12 protein-coding genes and 1 pseudogene are annotated in these 15,134 nt (G+C 57.6%); 8 read left to right on the top strand and 5 right to left on the bottom strand.

The features are described 5' to 3' along the window. The first annotated feature begins 33 nt into the window (after nt 1-33). Nucleotides 34-801 carry an ATP-binding cassette domain-containing protein gene (locus NTD86_RS03230; protein ID WP_262200709.1) on the top strand — a complete coding sequence of 256 codons (768 nt, stop codon included), beginning with the start codon at nt 34-36 and terminating at the stop codon, nt 799-801. A 310-nt stretch (nt 802-1,111) separates the two neighbouring features. Next, complete coding sequence (locus tag NTD86_RS03225; RefSeq protein ID WP_262200708.1) at nt 1,112-2,440, top strand: OprD family porin; 1,329 nt, start codon at nt 1,112-1,114, stop codon at nt 2,438-2,440. Between the two features lie 49 nt (nt 2,441-2,489). Here the strand turns inward: NTD86_RS03225 and NTD86_RS03220 are convergent, their stop codons facing one another. Both NTD86_RS03220 and NTD86_RS03215 read right to left on the bottom strand, forming a co-directional pair. Continuing rightward, complete coding sequence (locus NTD86_RS03220) at nt 2,490-3,053, bottom strand: type 1 glutamine amidotransferase domain-containing protein (RefSeq protein WP_262200707.1); 564 nt, start codon at nt 3,051-3,053, stop codon at nt 2,490-2,492. A 141-nt stretch (nt 3,054-3,194) separates the two neighbouring features. Continuing rightward, on the bottom strand, nt 3,195-4,142 hold the full coding sequence (locus NTD86_RS03215) for an AraC family transcriptional regulator (RefSeq protein ID WP_262200742.1): 948 nt from the start codon (nt 4,140-4,142) through the stop codon (nt 3,195-3,197). Between the two features lie 160 nt (nt 4,143-4,302). Here NTD86_RS03215 and NTD86_RS03210 point away from each other — a divergent pair, with 160 nt between their 5' ends. Genes NTD86_RS03210 through NTD86_RS03200 form a run of 3 tightly spaced genes read left to right on the top strand, consistent with a single transcriptional unit; the run spans nt 4,303 to nt 6,860 of the window. Then, the gene (locus tag NTD86_RS03210) at nt 4,303-4,731 is read left to right on the top strand and encodes a hypothetical protein (protein ID WP_262200706.1); all 429 of its coding nucleotides are present in this window, start codon (nt 4,303-4,305) and stop codon (nt 4,729-4,731) included. A gap of 3 nt (nt 4,732-4,734) precedes the next feature. After that, entirely contained in the window at nt 4,735-6,207 is a 1,473-nt protein-coding gene (locus NTD86_RS03205; RefSeq protein WP_262200705.1) for a M48 family metallopeptidase, read from the top strand. Beyond that, nucleotides 6,204-6,860, top strand: a complete 657-nt coding sequence (locus NTD86_RS03200) for a hypothetical protein (RefSeq protein WP_262200704.1) — start codon at nt 6,204-6,206, stop codon at nt 6,858-6,860. Before NTD86_RS03205 ends, NTD86_RS03200 begins: the two co-directional genes overlap by 4 nt. Nucleotides 6,861-6,936: 76 nt before the next feature. On the opposite strand, the gene NTD86_RS03195 is transcribed toward NTD86_RS03200, so the two are convergent. Continuing rightward, entirely contained in the window at nt 6,937-7,998 is a 1,062-nt protein-coding gene (locus NTD86_RS03195) for a DUF1176 domain-containing protein (RefSeq protein WP_262200702.1), read from the bottom strand. A gap of 564 nt (nt 7,999-8,562) precedes the next feature. Between NTD86_RS03195 and NTD86_RS03190 the strand changes: the two genes are divergently transcribed. Beyond that, nucleotides 8,563-10,626 (top strand): reprolysin-like metallopeptidase, encoded by a 2,064-nt coding sequence (locus NTD86_RS03190; protein WP_262200701.1) that lies wholly within the window; start codon nt 8,563-8,565, stop codon nt 10,624-10,626. A gap of 60 nt (nt 10,627-10,686) precedes the next feature. Here NTD86_RS03190 and umuC read toward each other — a convergent pair whose 3' ends face one another. Further along, nucleotides 10,687-11,967, bottom strand: coding sequence for a translesion error-prone DNA polymerase V subunit UmuC (umuC, locus tag NTD86_RS03185; protein ID WP_262200700.1), 1,281 nt, complete (start codon nt 11,965-11,967; stop codon nt 10,687-10,689). After that, a complete protein-coding gene (locus tag NTD86_RS03180; protein WP_262200699.1) occupies nt 11,957-12,385 on the bottom strand; it encodes a LexA family protein in 429 nt (142 codons plus the stop codon). Before NTD86_RS03180 ends, umuC begins: the two co-directional genes overlap by 11 nt. Before the next feature lie 150 nt (nt 12,386-12,535). Here NTD86_RS03180 and NTD86_RS03175 point away from each other — a divergent pair. Continuing rightward, nucleotides 12,536-13,052: pseudogene (locus tag NTD86_RS03175) on the top strand (SOS response-associated peptidase family protein); the annotation flags it as partial. 129 nt (nt 13,053-13,181) lie between these two features. Further along, a complete protein-coding gene (locus NTD86_RS24255; protein ID WP_410016943.1) occupies nt 13,182-15,134 on the top strand; it encodes an ABC-three component system protein in 1,953 nt (650 codons plus the stop codon).

Here is a 15,134-nt window from a genome sequence, read left to right as displayed (position 1 = left end):
GACGACGTTAACGTTTACTCCCGGAAATCGCCCATGTTCGAGTTGCAGGCCGTCTCTTTTGATATTCCCGGGCGCACCCTGCTGCACCCGCTGGACCTGACCTTGGCGCAGGGACAGATCACCGGTTTGATCGGGCATAACGGCTCGGGGAAGTCGACGTTGATCAAGTTGCTGGCCCGTCAGCAAGCGGCGAGCCAAGGCACGATCAAACTGGACGGAGTGCCGTTGTCGTCCTGGAAAAACCGCGAATTTGCGCAGCAGGTGGCGTATTTGCCGCAACAACTGCCTTCATCCGAGGGGCTGACCGTGCGTGAGCTGGTGCGCTTTGGCCGCTACCCGTGGCACGGCGCCTTGGGGCGCATGAGCGCCCAAGATCACGCACAGGTTGATCGGGCCCTGGAAATGACGCACTCCACCGCTTATGCCAATTGCCTGGTGGACAACCTCTCTGGCGGCGAGCGCCAGCGGGTCTGGCTGGCCATGCTGCTGGCACAGAACAGCCGTTATCTGCTGCTCGATGAACCGACCTCGGCGCTGGACATTGCGCATCAGGTCGAGGTGCTGGGGTTGATTCGCGATTTGAGCCACACCCTGGAACTGGGCGTTGTCGTGGTGCTGCATGACATCAACATGGCTGCGCGTTATTGCGACCATCTGGTGGCCTTGCACAGCGGGCGGATGCTGCTCCAAGGCCCACCGGCGCAGTTGATGAACAGTGAAGTATTGGCCGCAATCTACGGCATCCGGATGGGGGTACTGCCGCACCCCGGCAATGGATCGGCGATCAGTTTTCACTATTGATCGCCCCTGAAAGAGCGGGCTTGGCATTAGCTTGGCGAGATGACGAAGCGAGTATTGATGAGGTGAAATCTCTTATACATTCAGGCGTTCAGCGCCTGCCAATTACGCTCTGTCACCGTGCGCCCGAGCCAGTGTTACTCACTGGACAGCAAGCGTTTTGCGATCTTCGGGACGGCTTGCAGCGGCGTTAAAATGCCTGCCTGAAATACCGCCGGGCCAGGTATAAAAATATTCATCTGGTTTCATTTGTTGATGGTCAGAGCTATCGCCTTAATGCTCCAACACGAACCGTGCAAAGGAGCTACCTATAATGAAAAAACGTCAACCGCAACTTCAGCTCAATACCTTGGCCGTGGCGCTGGCATTCGCCTTGCCGGCCATGAGCTATGCCAGCGATCAGTCCGACTCTGCGGGATTTGTCGAAGGCAGCAGTTTGAACATTCTCAACCGCAACGTGTTTTGGAACCAGACTCACACCGACAGTCACACCCGTGACTGGAGCCAGGCGCTGATGGCGACCTTCAGCTCGGGCTTCACCCAAGGCACCATCGGCGTGGGTATTGATGCGTTTGCCGACCTGGCGTTGCGCATCGACGGCAACACCGACCGCGCCGGCAGCCCGACCTTCCCGTCGGACGCCAATGGTCACCCGGACCATGGCTACGCGAAGGCGGGCGGTGACATCAAGGTCCGTATTTCCAATACCACCCTCAAGGCGGGCGACTTGCAGCCCACTGCACCGGTTTTCGCCACCGCTGATAACTACCTGATGCCACAGACCGCAACAGGCTTCCAGATCGACAGCCATGAAATCGCCGGCCTGAACCTGGAAGCCGGTCATTACACCTCCGGCACCGGCAACACCACCACCTCGCGCAGCGGCGACATTCTGGCCAGCTATGCCGGTATAGATGCTTCGTCGGCCAGCTTCGCCGGTGGCAAATACCAGTTCAGCAAGGAGTTCACCGCCTCGCTGTACGGTGCGCACCTGGAAGATGTGTGGAATCAGTACTACGTCAACATGAACCTGGCGCACCCATTGGCCGACAATCAATCCATCGCACTGGACTTCAACCTCTATCGCACACTGGATGATGGCAGCGCCAAGGCCGGTACCATCAACACCACCGCGACCTCGCTGGCAGCCGCCTACACCCTGGGCGCACAGACTTTCACCTTGGCCGGGCAAAAGATCAATGGTGACGAGCCGTTCGACTATGTCGGCTTTGGGGCGACCAACGCAGGTGTCGGCGCTGGCCGTTTTGGCAACTCGATCAACCTTGCTGACTCGGTGCAATACTCGGACTTCAACGGCCCGGGGGAAAAATCCTGGCAAGTGCGCTATGACCTGGACATGAGCACTTTAGGCACCCCAGGCCTGAGCTTCATGGCCCGCCACATCCGCGGTACCGGCATCGACGGTACGCATACCGGCCTCAACTCGGCCTACGCTGGGTTCTACGGCGCCAACGACCAAGAAAACGAAACCGACGCCGAAGTGAAATACGTCGTTCAGAGCGGTCCGGCCAAGCAGTTGAGCTTCCGCCTCAGAGAAGCCTGGCACAGCGGTGATGCGTCCACCGGCGGCCATTTGGTGCAGACGCGCCTGATTACCGAGTACCCGCTCAATATCCTCTAAATAGGCAAAGCGCCCGGTTATGGATCAACCGGGCACATGTAGGTCAGCCTTACGCCACCTTGAGCGCCGCAACGATAGCCTCATTGAAGGCCGGAATGTCTTTTGGCGTGCGCGACGTGATCAAGGTCCATCCATTGGCCTTGCATTGCTTGAGTTCGGCATCGACCCATCCGGCAGCACCGGCGTTTTCCAGGTCGAGCTTGACGCTGGCGTACGAGGTGAGGGTCTTGCCACGGATAACTCCGGCGTTGATCAGCACCCACGGCCCATGGCAAATCGCAGCGATGACTTTACCCGCATCGGCGAATGCCTTGACCAGGCGCAGTGCGTTTTCATCCAGCCGCAGCGTGTCGGCATTCACTGTCCCGCCAGGAATCACCAACGCATCGAACTCCGACGCTTTGAGCCCAGCCAATGCAGTCTGTGACTCAACGACGCGATCTTTCTCTGTGTCCTGGACAAAGGTCTGGACAGCCCCGCCATCACTTGAGCCGAAGGTCACCTGAGCCCCCTGGGCCTTGAGCGCTTCCAGCGGTTTGATCAGTTCGTCCCGTTCGATCCCCGTATTCGAGGTGATGAAAAGGATTTTTTTGCCCATCAATTGATTGCTCATAGTGGTCACTCCCTTTTCGTATCAAGGTCATCAAATCAAGCCTGCGGCGCTTGATTTATCCGACGCGTAAAAGATGGGAGGCCATGGTGGTCCGGAAAGTTCAGCTGGATTCGTTTTGATGGACATACGACCCGTTGCGGTCTAGCGTTCGACACCTGGCGAGTGGCCAAACCAGGCCTTGTAGGCATGGTTGAAGTTGGCGGGATTGGCATAACCTAGACGATAGGCAATCTGCGCCACTTGCCACTTGCCTTGACGAAGCAGATCGCGAGCAAGCTCCATGCGCTGCTGGCGCACGTATTCGAGCATCGATTGGCCGTAAACCCGACTGAACGCCCGGCGCAGCGTGGTTTCCCCTACCCCCAAGCTGCGCGCCAGCGCCTGAGTACCCGGAGGGTTAATGAGGTTGGCATCCAGTTGAAACCGCGCTTCATGCGCCAGATCTGCCTGACCGCGCACGGCTGGTATTGGTTTGGCCGAATGGGGAGCAAGATGCGCTGCCAGTTCCACCAGCACGGCCAGGCTCAGGCTCTCTTGATTGAGGCGCTCCAAAGCCCCCTGATAGGGAGAGTAATACATCCGCTCCAGCAAACGCCCCACCGCAGGGCAACTGCGAAGTTCGGAGAACTTGACCCCGTCACTGAGCAGTTTGAGCAACGCCTGAAACGATGGGTCTTCTTCGGCCAGTTCGCGCAGATAATCGCCTGCGATGCGTAGCCCGGCCATTCGCGCATGGCTACCGGCGGGCAGTTGATCTACGGTTTCCATGCTTTCACTCAGGCCTAGCGTATGCACTGAGCCAGACGTGTATTCATTGTGCATTCCATCGACGCGATGCTGCCACTGCCCGCCGAGCACCTGCACGATGCACAGGCTGTCAGGCAGGACCTTGTGGATAGTCAGCGGCTCGGGGAATTGCAAATCACAGTCGAAATACTGCAGGCCTGGGCGCACAGTGCGCGCGCGGTAGTGGCCAATGGCAGAACCGGTCACCTGAAGCGCGCTGTCATCGAATACACCGGCATGCTCCAGAGCCTGCGGGCGATCGAAGCAGAATTGCATATCGAGATAAGGATTCTGGCGTTTCATCGAGAAGGGTTGGATCTCGTCTTTGAGTGATCGCGGCATTTTACTCCGTCACCCGTCATTGTGAACCACTGTCTCTTTGTTGTGCGCAACGGCCTGCACGGTTGGCAGATCGCCAAGGGTGAATTTCAATGGTCGGCCGTAAAATTCAAGGAACCTGAGAATGCTGATTTATCGCAAATGGGCTGCCGTGCTAGGCATGGCACTGGCTGTCATGACGGGCAATGTCCACGCACAAGAACGCCCGGAAGTAGCCGATAAGGTGGCTGCGTATTCGGGTGAGGAAGGCGTGAAAGTCTGGACACTGCGTATCGGTGCGCGCGCCGATAACCAGGCACTGGTGCAAGTCGAAGGTGCTGACCACGACTGGAACATGAAGATTCAGAAGATGGCTGTCGAGAAGACTAGCAAGGACACGCGTTATTCCACCACGGTAGACGGACAGAAATTCGTCGTGCTGATCGTGCGTAACGGCTGGGGTGAGCTGTACTTGCCGGGCGAAACGAAAGCGCTGGCTGTCTACTATAACGAGGCCCTGTCGAGCCAGGGTAATGCACAAGCGTTCCTCACAGATTATCTCCAGGCGAACTGACCCATGAGCCTGTTGAGAAGATGGTCATGGGGTTTGATGATGTTTGTGCTGCCGCTAGTCCTGATGGGCTGGACTAGCGTTCAGAGCTGGCGTGCCAACAGCGCGCTGGAAGAAGCACACGTCATGCGCCAATGGATGGCCAGCCCCAGCGATGAATTAAGGCAGCAACTGCCCAAACAATGGCTCACAACGCCTCCCATGTCGGACGACAGCCTGCGTAAATACTTGCAGCGTGAAGTCGCTCAGGCCGATGCCGATACAGGCTCGGAGCACCTGCGTCAGGTCCTGGCGTTTCTCGGTTATTGGCTGGCCGTCGCCGCCATACTGGTCGGTGTTGCTACCTGGATAAAGCTGCGCCTGGATGCTTTGCGGGCCCTGCGTTCGCTGGACTATCTTCACGATCGCCTGCTCCAGAGCTGGCGATCGCTGGGCCAATGGCTGGCGACCTACACCGCATTGCTGACGGGGTCAGTGGCAATGGTCCTGTTTTATGAGATCAGCTGGGGCTGGAGTCACGCCAGTAACAACGGCTGGGTAGTGCTGCTGATCACGGTGCCCATGTTGACGATGCTGTACATGGGCATATTGTTGATCGGCCGCCTGCGTAAACAATGGCAGGCACTGGATGCGCCGACATCTGCGTTTCTGGGGCGTACTCTTACCCGGGCCAATGCTCCCGCCCTGTGGCAGTGGATCGAGAAACTCGCCGCCGTTACCGGCGCCCCGATACCCGACCACATTGTCATTGGTATTGATCAATCGTTTTTCGTGACCAGTGTCCCCGTGGCCCTGCAACCCTCTGGGGAGTTGCTGACAGGCCGCACGCTTTATCTTCCGCTGACCTTCCTCTCGACCATGAGCCAGGAAGAAACCGCCTCGATTATTGGCCATGAGCTGGGCCACTTCAGCAGCCGGGACACCGAGCGCGGCAGTGAATCCTCGGCGCTGTTCAGCTTGATGTACATGCATTTCCTGACTATCAGTGCCGGGGAAGACGACCCATACTTGATCGAGCGTCCTGCGATCTGGATGACGGGGCGCTTTCTGCATCACTTCCAGGTAGCCGTACACCACTGGAGCCGTGTGCAGGAGCTGGTGGCGGATCAGGCCGGTGCACAGATTTGCGGTAACCGGCTCTTTTGCCAGGCTCTGTTGCGCGTCATCGCCCTTGATGCCGAAGTCAACACGTTGCTCGGTCAACGCAGTCACACCAACTTGATCCAGGCCTTGGCCGAACACCTTCGCCAAGCGCCGGTGATCGTGAACGAAGCAGTGATGAACCACGCCATCGCTCATCCGTTCGATACCCATCCCCCGACTGCCGTGCGCCTGCAACAATTGAACGTGACCATCGATGAGCAGTTGCTGGCCCAGGCCACGCGGGCGCCCACTCCACATGACCGCCAGTGGTTCAGCCAACTCACAAATGACCCGCAGTCGCCTGCAGATGCCCCCCAAAATGGAGTACCGGCATGAACCACCCCGATGATCCACTTGCCAGTCTGGCCCAGTCTCTCACCGAGGACTTCAATCAGCACACCGGCGATCAGCTGCAGTCTGCCATTCAAGAACGCGAAGCATGGCTGGCCGAAGTGCCGGCAGTCACCGAACTCGCCTACCCACGCAAGGTGCGCCGCACCTTGGCCTACCTCTCTGTCTTCATGTTCCTGTTGGCTGCGGGGGTCGCATGGGATGGCTCGGGCGGTTTGATGGCAGGCATCTTTGTCATCGTGGGGCTGATCTTGATCAGCGGGGTGTGGCTGCACCGTCGGGCCGGTGAAGAACTCCTGATGCGCCTGACGCATACCCGCTTGTGGTTTCGCAACCTTGATGCAGAAATCGACCTGGTGGATGTTGAAGACATCCTCATCAAAAAAGACCGCGTCAATCTCTGGATCACACTGACATTGCGTGAGGGCGCGCCACTGCCCGGTTTCCACAACACCCTGGGCCCTCTGATGCCACGCATCAAGATCAAGCGCGCGAAAGCCCCTCAGATACGTCTGGTATTGGCCGGACTTGAACTGGACGGAAAAACCCTCACCGCTGAACAGCTGCTGGGCATGCTGCAAACTTATTGCACCGCAGCACGTGTAGAGGCTGAGTTGCGTACGTTGAAGGCTTCCTGAGCTTAGCGGTACTGACGCTGCAACCCGATACTTGCCGCCCGCCGTGCGACAAGTATCGGGTTGACAAGGCGTGGTTTCACTGCCCTTGGCGAGTTGATTGAGTGCGCCACAGGACCGGCCAGTAAACTGGATCCAGCCCCATGCAAACATTCATTTCGGCTGCATGCTTCAGCGCAAACGCCTTGCCATCGAAGCGCCAGCTCAACGAAGTGCCACAGCCTCCCATGCTCATCGCCAGCGCATAACTGTTCAGCTCACCCGTGGCCTGGTCAAAAGTGATGTCACCCAGGGGTTTCAAGTCCGGTAGGTGTGGCACCTCGGCCATCAATGCAGCGTGTGCTTGCTCAGGATGGTCCAAGGGCGCCTGATAAAGACTGTAAGAGCAGTTATAAGCCGCGCAGCTCGTCTCAATAATCACCAGCGCTTGATCTGCGCTCAAGGCAAAGGCTTGTGCTTTTGGCGCACTGCTTTCATCCAAGTCCTTCTCCCAATCCTTACGCGTTGCAACCATCACGGCGTCTGCGACCGCTTTGGCTTTCTCTGCGGTGAGAGGTGCGGGCGCTTGCCAGCTCGGCAATACCGGCGCGGCAGGCGGTTGCGGCACACTGCTGCCAGGCATTTGCCCCTTCGAGATCAGCGCGTCCTGGGTGCCAACCCGCCCCTGAACCGAGTCGATCAACAAAAGCGCCGCGCTCATACCGCTCAGTGAGGCCACCGAAGTGCCGCCCTTGAAAGGTAACCTCAACTCCTGCCCGTTACGTAACTCCGCAATCAAGGCGTCGGCTTTCTCTCCGGTTAGAGCAAAAACCTCCGGGACCTCGTCATCTTTAAGTGCGCCAGGCCCAAATGGATTTTTCAGCGGCTTGCCATCAAGCGTCGGCTGACCAAGAGGCGCGTTGAAGCTGAACACCCCTACCCGCAAATCTCCCTGCGGGCCGGCTTCACGCGTGACACGCAGGCTGAACGTCGAGATGCCGACATCGTCGCGCTCAGGCACAGCACCGATTGCCGTGCAATCACGCGTGTTATCACAGCCAATAGTCCAGTCCTTGATAGAGCGCTCCAAAGGGACATCTTCGGCGGCGTTCACGCTGGAAATGCCAGCAGCCATCAGGAGTATGAGGGGCAGTCGGATCATCAAACAGGGGCCTGTAGATTAGTAAAACGCTATTAGGACAGGGTTCTTCGTTAATACCTATTGCATGACCGTCAGCCACAATAGAAACACCGTCCGGGACAATTGCGGCGATTTCAACAACTCTGGTGCTCACTGGGCAACGTTTTGCGCAAGCTGTTGGACTCATCGAACTGCTTCAAGTTTGGTCGTGGCCGTCACATCCACCGCGACTTGATCGCTGCATAAGGCTTTATCCAGGCGTTTAACCAAACTCATCAACCCGCGTTTTGTGCTTGCTCGATGGCTCCTTTGCGGCTCCCACACGTTCAACGCGTGAATATTGAACGCCTACGTGCGGAATGTACCGGCATTGCAGTGGGCCAAATCTGAATCTGACTCACGGTAGAACTCAACCGACGGAGGAAGGCTATGGTCGCCACCGAAACGGCCGCGCAGACCGAAAAAAAGCCGCGTGGCCGAGGGCGATAACTGCTTGGACATTTGTCGAGGGCATTGCGGGTGCACGGATCAGTGATGAATTGGACCGGCGGACACCGCTCTTCCTGAGACTGGAGGCCGTCCGTAATGAGTGAGATACACAATGTGCGCGGAGTGAAGATGCACAGTGCAGGTTTCAGACCGGCTGTACGTGGATGGCGATGGCTGTTATTGGCGATGATCGCTGGCTGTAGTTCGTGCTCGATGATGGAAAAACCTGAAATCGCGCCTTCAGTATGGCAATCCGAGCCGACCTTGGGCGGGCCACTGCTGTACCGCCTGGATCTTGCCCGTCTGCAGTCTTACCTACGGGCATTGCCAGAGCCGGGGGCAGCGGCGCCCCCAGGGCTGTTGCTGTCATTGCCTCTACCTGAAGAAGGGCGTTGGAGCGAGTTCCGTGTGCACAATGCTGCAACGTTGCCGCCTGGCTTGGCGCGCCGGTATCCGCAGTTGCACAGTTTGCGCGGTGAAGATACTGCCGGACGGCAGGTCCGATTGGACCTGTCCAGCAACAAGTTCAGTGCCAAGGTCTGGGACGATGGCCACTACTGGTCGATCGAGCCAGACCCCAAGGCACCCTCATCTTTGCTTTACCGGGTAGTACGAGCCCGAGTGGAGACCGCACCCAACCAGGCACAACCGATCCCGGCAAGGCAGGCGTCAGCGAAAGGGCAAGACGATCGCTCACCGATACCAGGAACTATGGCAGACGGTATGCGCCATAATTTTCGTATCGCGGTCGTGGCCAGTAGCACCTATACAGCCTTGTTCGGTGGGCGCATCGAGGATGGCCTGTTCGGTGTGATGCGCACGATCAACCAGACCAACCAAATCTACGAAACCGATCTCGGCGTCCATTTCACGCTGGTTGAGGCCAGTGACCGCCTGGTTTTGACCGATACGGCCAACGATCCGTTCGAATCGATCTTTGCGCTCCGCCAAGCCGGGTTTGACCAGGCATTGTTCCGTACAAATGTCGAAATGCTGCGACGCGAACTGGGCCAGGAGGGCTACGATGTCGGCCACCTGCTGCTTGCCTCGCAATTGTTCGAAGGCGGGATCGGCGGGGCCGGAGCAACAGGCAATAGCTGCGTGATCGCTGCTGCAGATGAACCTATCGGAAATGACAAAGGGGCGGGATGGACAATCCACCCAGACCCGGTACACGACCCCGTGGCCATATCAATAACCTCGCACGAACTGGGCCACCAGTTCGGTGCCTGGCATACAAACAACGGTTGCAGTCGAGAAGCTAATCCTGCTGCGCGCGAGGAGTTCGCCTACGAGCCAGGCAGTGGCTCGACGGTCATGAGCTATGCCTCGACGCAGTGCAATGATCCAGGCCACCAACTGCAGAACCTCGGCGATGCGTATTTCCATGCTGCCAACCTGGCGCAGATCAATAGCTGGCTGGGATCACGGGGTGGCCAGTGCGCGGTCGGGCGCCTCTATCCCGGACCGGCCCCATGGATCGACCTGACGTCAATGCCATCGGCACCGACGATCCCCGCGCGCACCCCGTTCCTGCTGGACGCACATGTCGCCCATGCTGCCGTGGGCACGCACCTGCGATACACCTGGGAGCAAATGGATGCTGGTAGCGTGCAACTGGGGACGCTGCAGGACGACGGGCGTCGGCCAATTTTTCGCAGCTATGCGCCGCAGTCGAGCAGCCAACGCAGTTTCCCAAGGCTGGAGGTGATCCTCGGCGAGCAACCCTTGGGGCCGGGCGAAGCCTACCCGCAGACCAACCGGGACTTGCACTTTCGCCTGACCGTGCGTGACCAGCGAGGCCGCACCGATAACGCCGATACCAAGGTTCGTGTGGTCGATACCGGCCTGCCTTTCTCGGTGCTGCAGCCTCAGGGTGTTGCGCGATGGGTACAGGGCCAGAGGGAATCCGTACGTTGGCAGGTCGCCGCAACGGCGGCGGCGCCGATTAATTGCAGCACTGTCACTTTGGATCTGTCCGTGGATGGCGGCCATCACTTTCTGCCTACACCGTTGGCGGCATCGGTGCCCAACAACGGCAATGCCACGGTCGAGGTGCCGGTCTTACCTGAGGGCACCACACAGGCGCGGGTACGGGCTCGTTGCGATGGCAATATTTTCTTTGCCGTTTCGCCCGGCGATTTTACGATCATGCCCTAGCTTCACCGCTAGCCGTAAGTACTTGCACTCATGGCCGTTTTCGACTGCAAGTACTTACGGCTAATGACACGACAGTCGCCACAACTGATCCAGCCGGGTCGTATAGCTTTGACTCATCATTTCCCTGCGCATGCCCCAGTCCGGGTGACTGGGTACGCTTGCCGCACGCAGCGTGCCCCTGCCCCAGCGCGCATTGATTTGATCCAGAACGGCCATCACCCTGGTCGCCTCGGCCGGCTGATTGACCGCAAACAGATCATCCGAGAATTCGCCCGGTTGGCGTAGATCCATCAGCAACACTTCAGCTTTGCTGTATTTGAACCCAGGCTGAAAAACATGGGTCAGCGCTTCGACCGCAGCCTTGGTCAACAAGCGCACATCATCGGTCGGGTACGGCAGTGTCACTATCACGCCTTTGGCGTACTTCGCCTCATCCGGATTGAACATGCCAGTACGAATGCTGACCCTGACTTTCTTGCAGTAGGATTTTTGCGCGCGAAGCTTTTCCGAGGCGCGCATCATGTACGTGGCCACGGCCTCTTTGATCGGCACCAGTTCTGTCAGCCTTTTGCCGAACATGCGGCTGCAACAGATTTCCTGCTTGGGAGGGTCCGGCTCATCGAGTTCCAGGCAGGGCGTGCCGGCCAATTCGCGAGCGGTTTTCTCAATCACCACGCTGAATTTTTTGCGCAATGTCCACGGGTCAGCCTTGGCCAGGTCCATCGCGGTTTTGATGCCCATGCTGTCAAGGTGCGCGGTCATGCGCCGCCCTACTCCCCACACTTCAGACACGGCGGTATTGCGCAGCGTCCAGGCACGCTCAACATCCCCGCACAGATTGACCACCCCACCGGTGTGCGCCTGCAGGCGCTTGGCCGTGTGATTGGCCAGTTTAGCCAAGGTTTTGGTTGGCCCGATCCCCACCCCGACAGGAATACCCGTGCACTTCAGAACCCTGGAACGCAACATTCGCCCCATCGCAGAGGCATCCGCAAGGCCCGTAAAATCCGCGAACGACTCATCGATGCTGTACACCTCCACCGCTGGCACCATCGACTCAATCAGGCTCATGACCCGCTCGCTCATGTCGCCATACAGCGCATAGTTCGAGGAAAACGCGACGATACCGTGCTGCTCAAGGCGCTGCTTGACCTGAAAATATGGCTCGCCCATTTTCACAAACGGCTTGGCGTCATAACTGCGGGCGATCACACAGCCATCGTTATTGCTGAGCACCACGATAGGCACTTTGGCCAAATCCGGCCTGAACACCCGCTCACAACTGGCATAGAAACTGTTGCAGTCGATCAGCGCAAACACCGGGCTGGGCTTAGCGACCATGGCTGCGCACGCTGTGTGTAATCACACCCCAGATCGACAGATCATCCCCTTCCATCACGTGCCGGTCCGGGTATTTGGGGTTCTCTGACTTGAGGATGATGTCTTTGCCTCGTATACAAAGACGCTTGCAGATAGGGTCGTTGTTGAGCAGCGCCACCACAATGTGGCCATGGATGGGCTCGATCGAGCGATCGATCACCGCCAAATCCCCGGAAAAAATCCCGATCCCCTGCATGCTGTCGCCATCAATAGACGCCAGATAAACATGCGGCGCACGCACGTTGAGCACTTGATCCAGAGAAATCGCCTGTTCGATATGATCCGCCGCCGGAGACGGAAACCCGGCCGGAATCTTGAACAAACACAGCGGTATAGGAACTCCGCCCTCCACGAGAGGACCTAGAAGTGTGAAGCTCATGACGCACGCCTTTCAAAAACTGTATGAATATACAGTTAACAGCGTAGGACCGATCCGAGCAATACGTCCGCATGAGATTTAGACGAGAGGAACATCCCGTTTAATGCGTCTACGCTCCCTGCAGTCGCTACAGCCCTAAAGGCCCTCGCCATGTGCGGACGATTTGTGCAGTACCGAGGCATCGCTGATTACCTGGATGTATTGGCCAGCGACAGAAAGATCGTCAGCGGGTATGACAACCACCCCATTGGCCGCTACAACATCGCCCCCAGTACCCGGGTCAGCATTCTTCATAGCGTGGAAGACGGGTTACGCATTGATCCCGTGCACTGGGGCTGGGCGCTCTTCTGGGCAAAAGGAAAACGCCCGGATCCGATCAACGCCCGCGTAGAAACCGTCACCACCGGCAAATTCTTCAAACAACTGTGGCCCAATGGCCGTGCTTTGGTCATGGCAGATGGATGGTACGAGTAGGTCGAAGATCCGGACGATCCGAAGAAGAAACAGCCCTACTTCATACGACTGAAAAGTCAGGCACCGATGCTTTGTGCAGCACTTGCACAAGTGCATCAAGGGTTAGAGCCTCATGACGGGGATGGCTTTGATCATCACCGCAGCCGGTGACCAGGGGATGTTCTATATTCATGATCGACGGCCGTTCGCCGTTGAATCTAAGCGTCAGATTCTTTTTTTGCTAACCTGCTGGAGCCCTGTTCCCTCGGCCAAGCCGTGTCGCTACTATTTGGCCACCTGCTATTGTGTGCTTTTGGTACCGAAATGTTTGAAGGGATTCAGAATGATAAGAAGGTTCCGGCTTGAGCAAAAAGGCCGCTACGAGAAGCTGGTAATTGCTCAGCGTTTGTCGGACATGGTGGACAAATACCTGGATGGACGCACTGCACCGTTGCTGATCGGCGCCGAACAGGGCGGTATCGGCGAGTGGGATGACGTGGTCATTTACCATGCGGATGAGCATTACGAGCACTTCCAGATCAAGCGGCAGACGACCCCCTTCAGCGAGAAGCACATCGATAAAGCCGATTACATCAAGTCCTATAAACCCAGGGCCGACAGCAAGGCGGCAGCGAGTGCAACGCCAGTTGTCCCGCCCGATAAGACCATCGATTCTGAACTTGATAAGGCCATGAAGAGCTTGTCTGTCTGGAGTCTAAATCCGCAGTCTAAGCAGCCGCCAGCCCGTACCTTTTCACTCATCTTGCTCGGCCTGGAAGTCGTCATCAAGGGCAAACCGAGTGACTTCATCACTGCCAACCACTTGCATGAGTTTTGTCGACTCTGCAAGCAGGACGGCCTTGACTTAACTGCCCTCTCTAGCCGGCCCGATACCCCAACGCAAAATGTCTACAAATGGTTGACGACCTGGTGCGGTTTTACCGACTGGGATCATGTTCGACAAACGATGCGGACACTCACGATTCATGCCGTTGGGAGCGAAGAGAACCTTGAGGAGCGTGCGTGCGAATCGTTAGGACGGCACTTCAATGATTCGCGGGCAACACTTGAGAAGCTGGTGGGGTACATTTCTACAAGTACCACGGATGTTAACGCCATCAGCTGTCATGCCATGGCCAACCATCTCAAAGATGCACGCCGATCAGATGCTGTGACCTGGACGCAATACCTTATGAAGCCGCTGGCTGGGTCGAGTTGGATGGTCGCCGGTACCCATGACCTAAATGGTACGACGAGCTTGCTAGCGCCCCATGCTGCCACGGAAGTTGTCGGTCACCACTGGGCAGCGGGCGGTAACAACAGAAAGCTGCGACTGCACGCTACCTATTGCCTGCCCACGCCAAATACAGTGGCCCTCCCCTCCGCCATCCTTCGCTTGGCTCTGCACTTGAAAAGCGGGAGCCATTGCCTGCTTTTGGGTGAACAGCTCTGGCGTCAAGGCGCCGGGAACGAGCTGGGTAGAACGCTTGGTATCAGCGAAAGTGACCTTGATGAGCTTCCTTGGATAGACAATTCAGAGGCGCTGTCCTGCGCATCGGGTCGCGAGCTCGGGACAATCTTGGAGACGCGAGATGAATCTTCAGCACTTCACAGGGCAATGAACGATCTTGTGTGGGAGGAGCTACAAAGTAGTATCACGACCAGATTGAACTCAGTATCCGACACGCCATTACTGGCTGCATTAGAACCGAAGTGGCGCTCTTGGGCCGCTGAGCTTACAGCTGACGCCGCTGCGCGTGATTCGCTGTTTGAGCAACTGATGTACCCCAAAACAGAAGGTTTGGACGTGAAGCACGCGCTGCGCGTCGGGCCTCGTACTGCGGATCTGATGGAAAACGCCATTTTGATGCTGCTTCTGGTGTGCGTCGCGATCGGTAATGACGATGGCAATTGGCGCGAAATTCCAGATCTTGGGGAAGTTCTCAGCATCGCGTTGAAAAATTGGTCAGGCGCTACAGGCGATCACACCGGCGTCAGGCCTCTTGCCGATAACCTGATGGACGTTTTGGGGCCTTCACCGGCGCCGGTGGTCATTCTTGCAGGCGTCGAAGGGTCTCCCACGAGCCTGCTCGACTGCGGTATGGCTGATGATTTTGAAACCAGCAACAGTATGGCGGCTGAGCGACAGCCCAGGTTGCTGGTGACACGATTTGGGGTGCTCAAGTACCTGCGTACCGGGACACTCGTCCAGCTACAGGGGCAATTTAAACGTCATTGGGATGCTTGGCGCGACGCGCGCGAAGCAGCAATCAAAGCTTATGGGAAAGGACACTAA

Origin of the sequence: Pseudomonas sp. 7P_10.2_Bac1 (assembly GCF_025465935.1) — a bacterium.
In the GTDB taxonomy this organism is placed as follows: Bacteria; Pseudomonadota; Gammaproteobacteria; order Pseudomonadales; family Pseudomonadaceae; genus Aquipseudomonas.
This window is presented reverse-complemented; position numbering and strand designations above follow the sequence as displayed.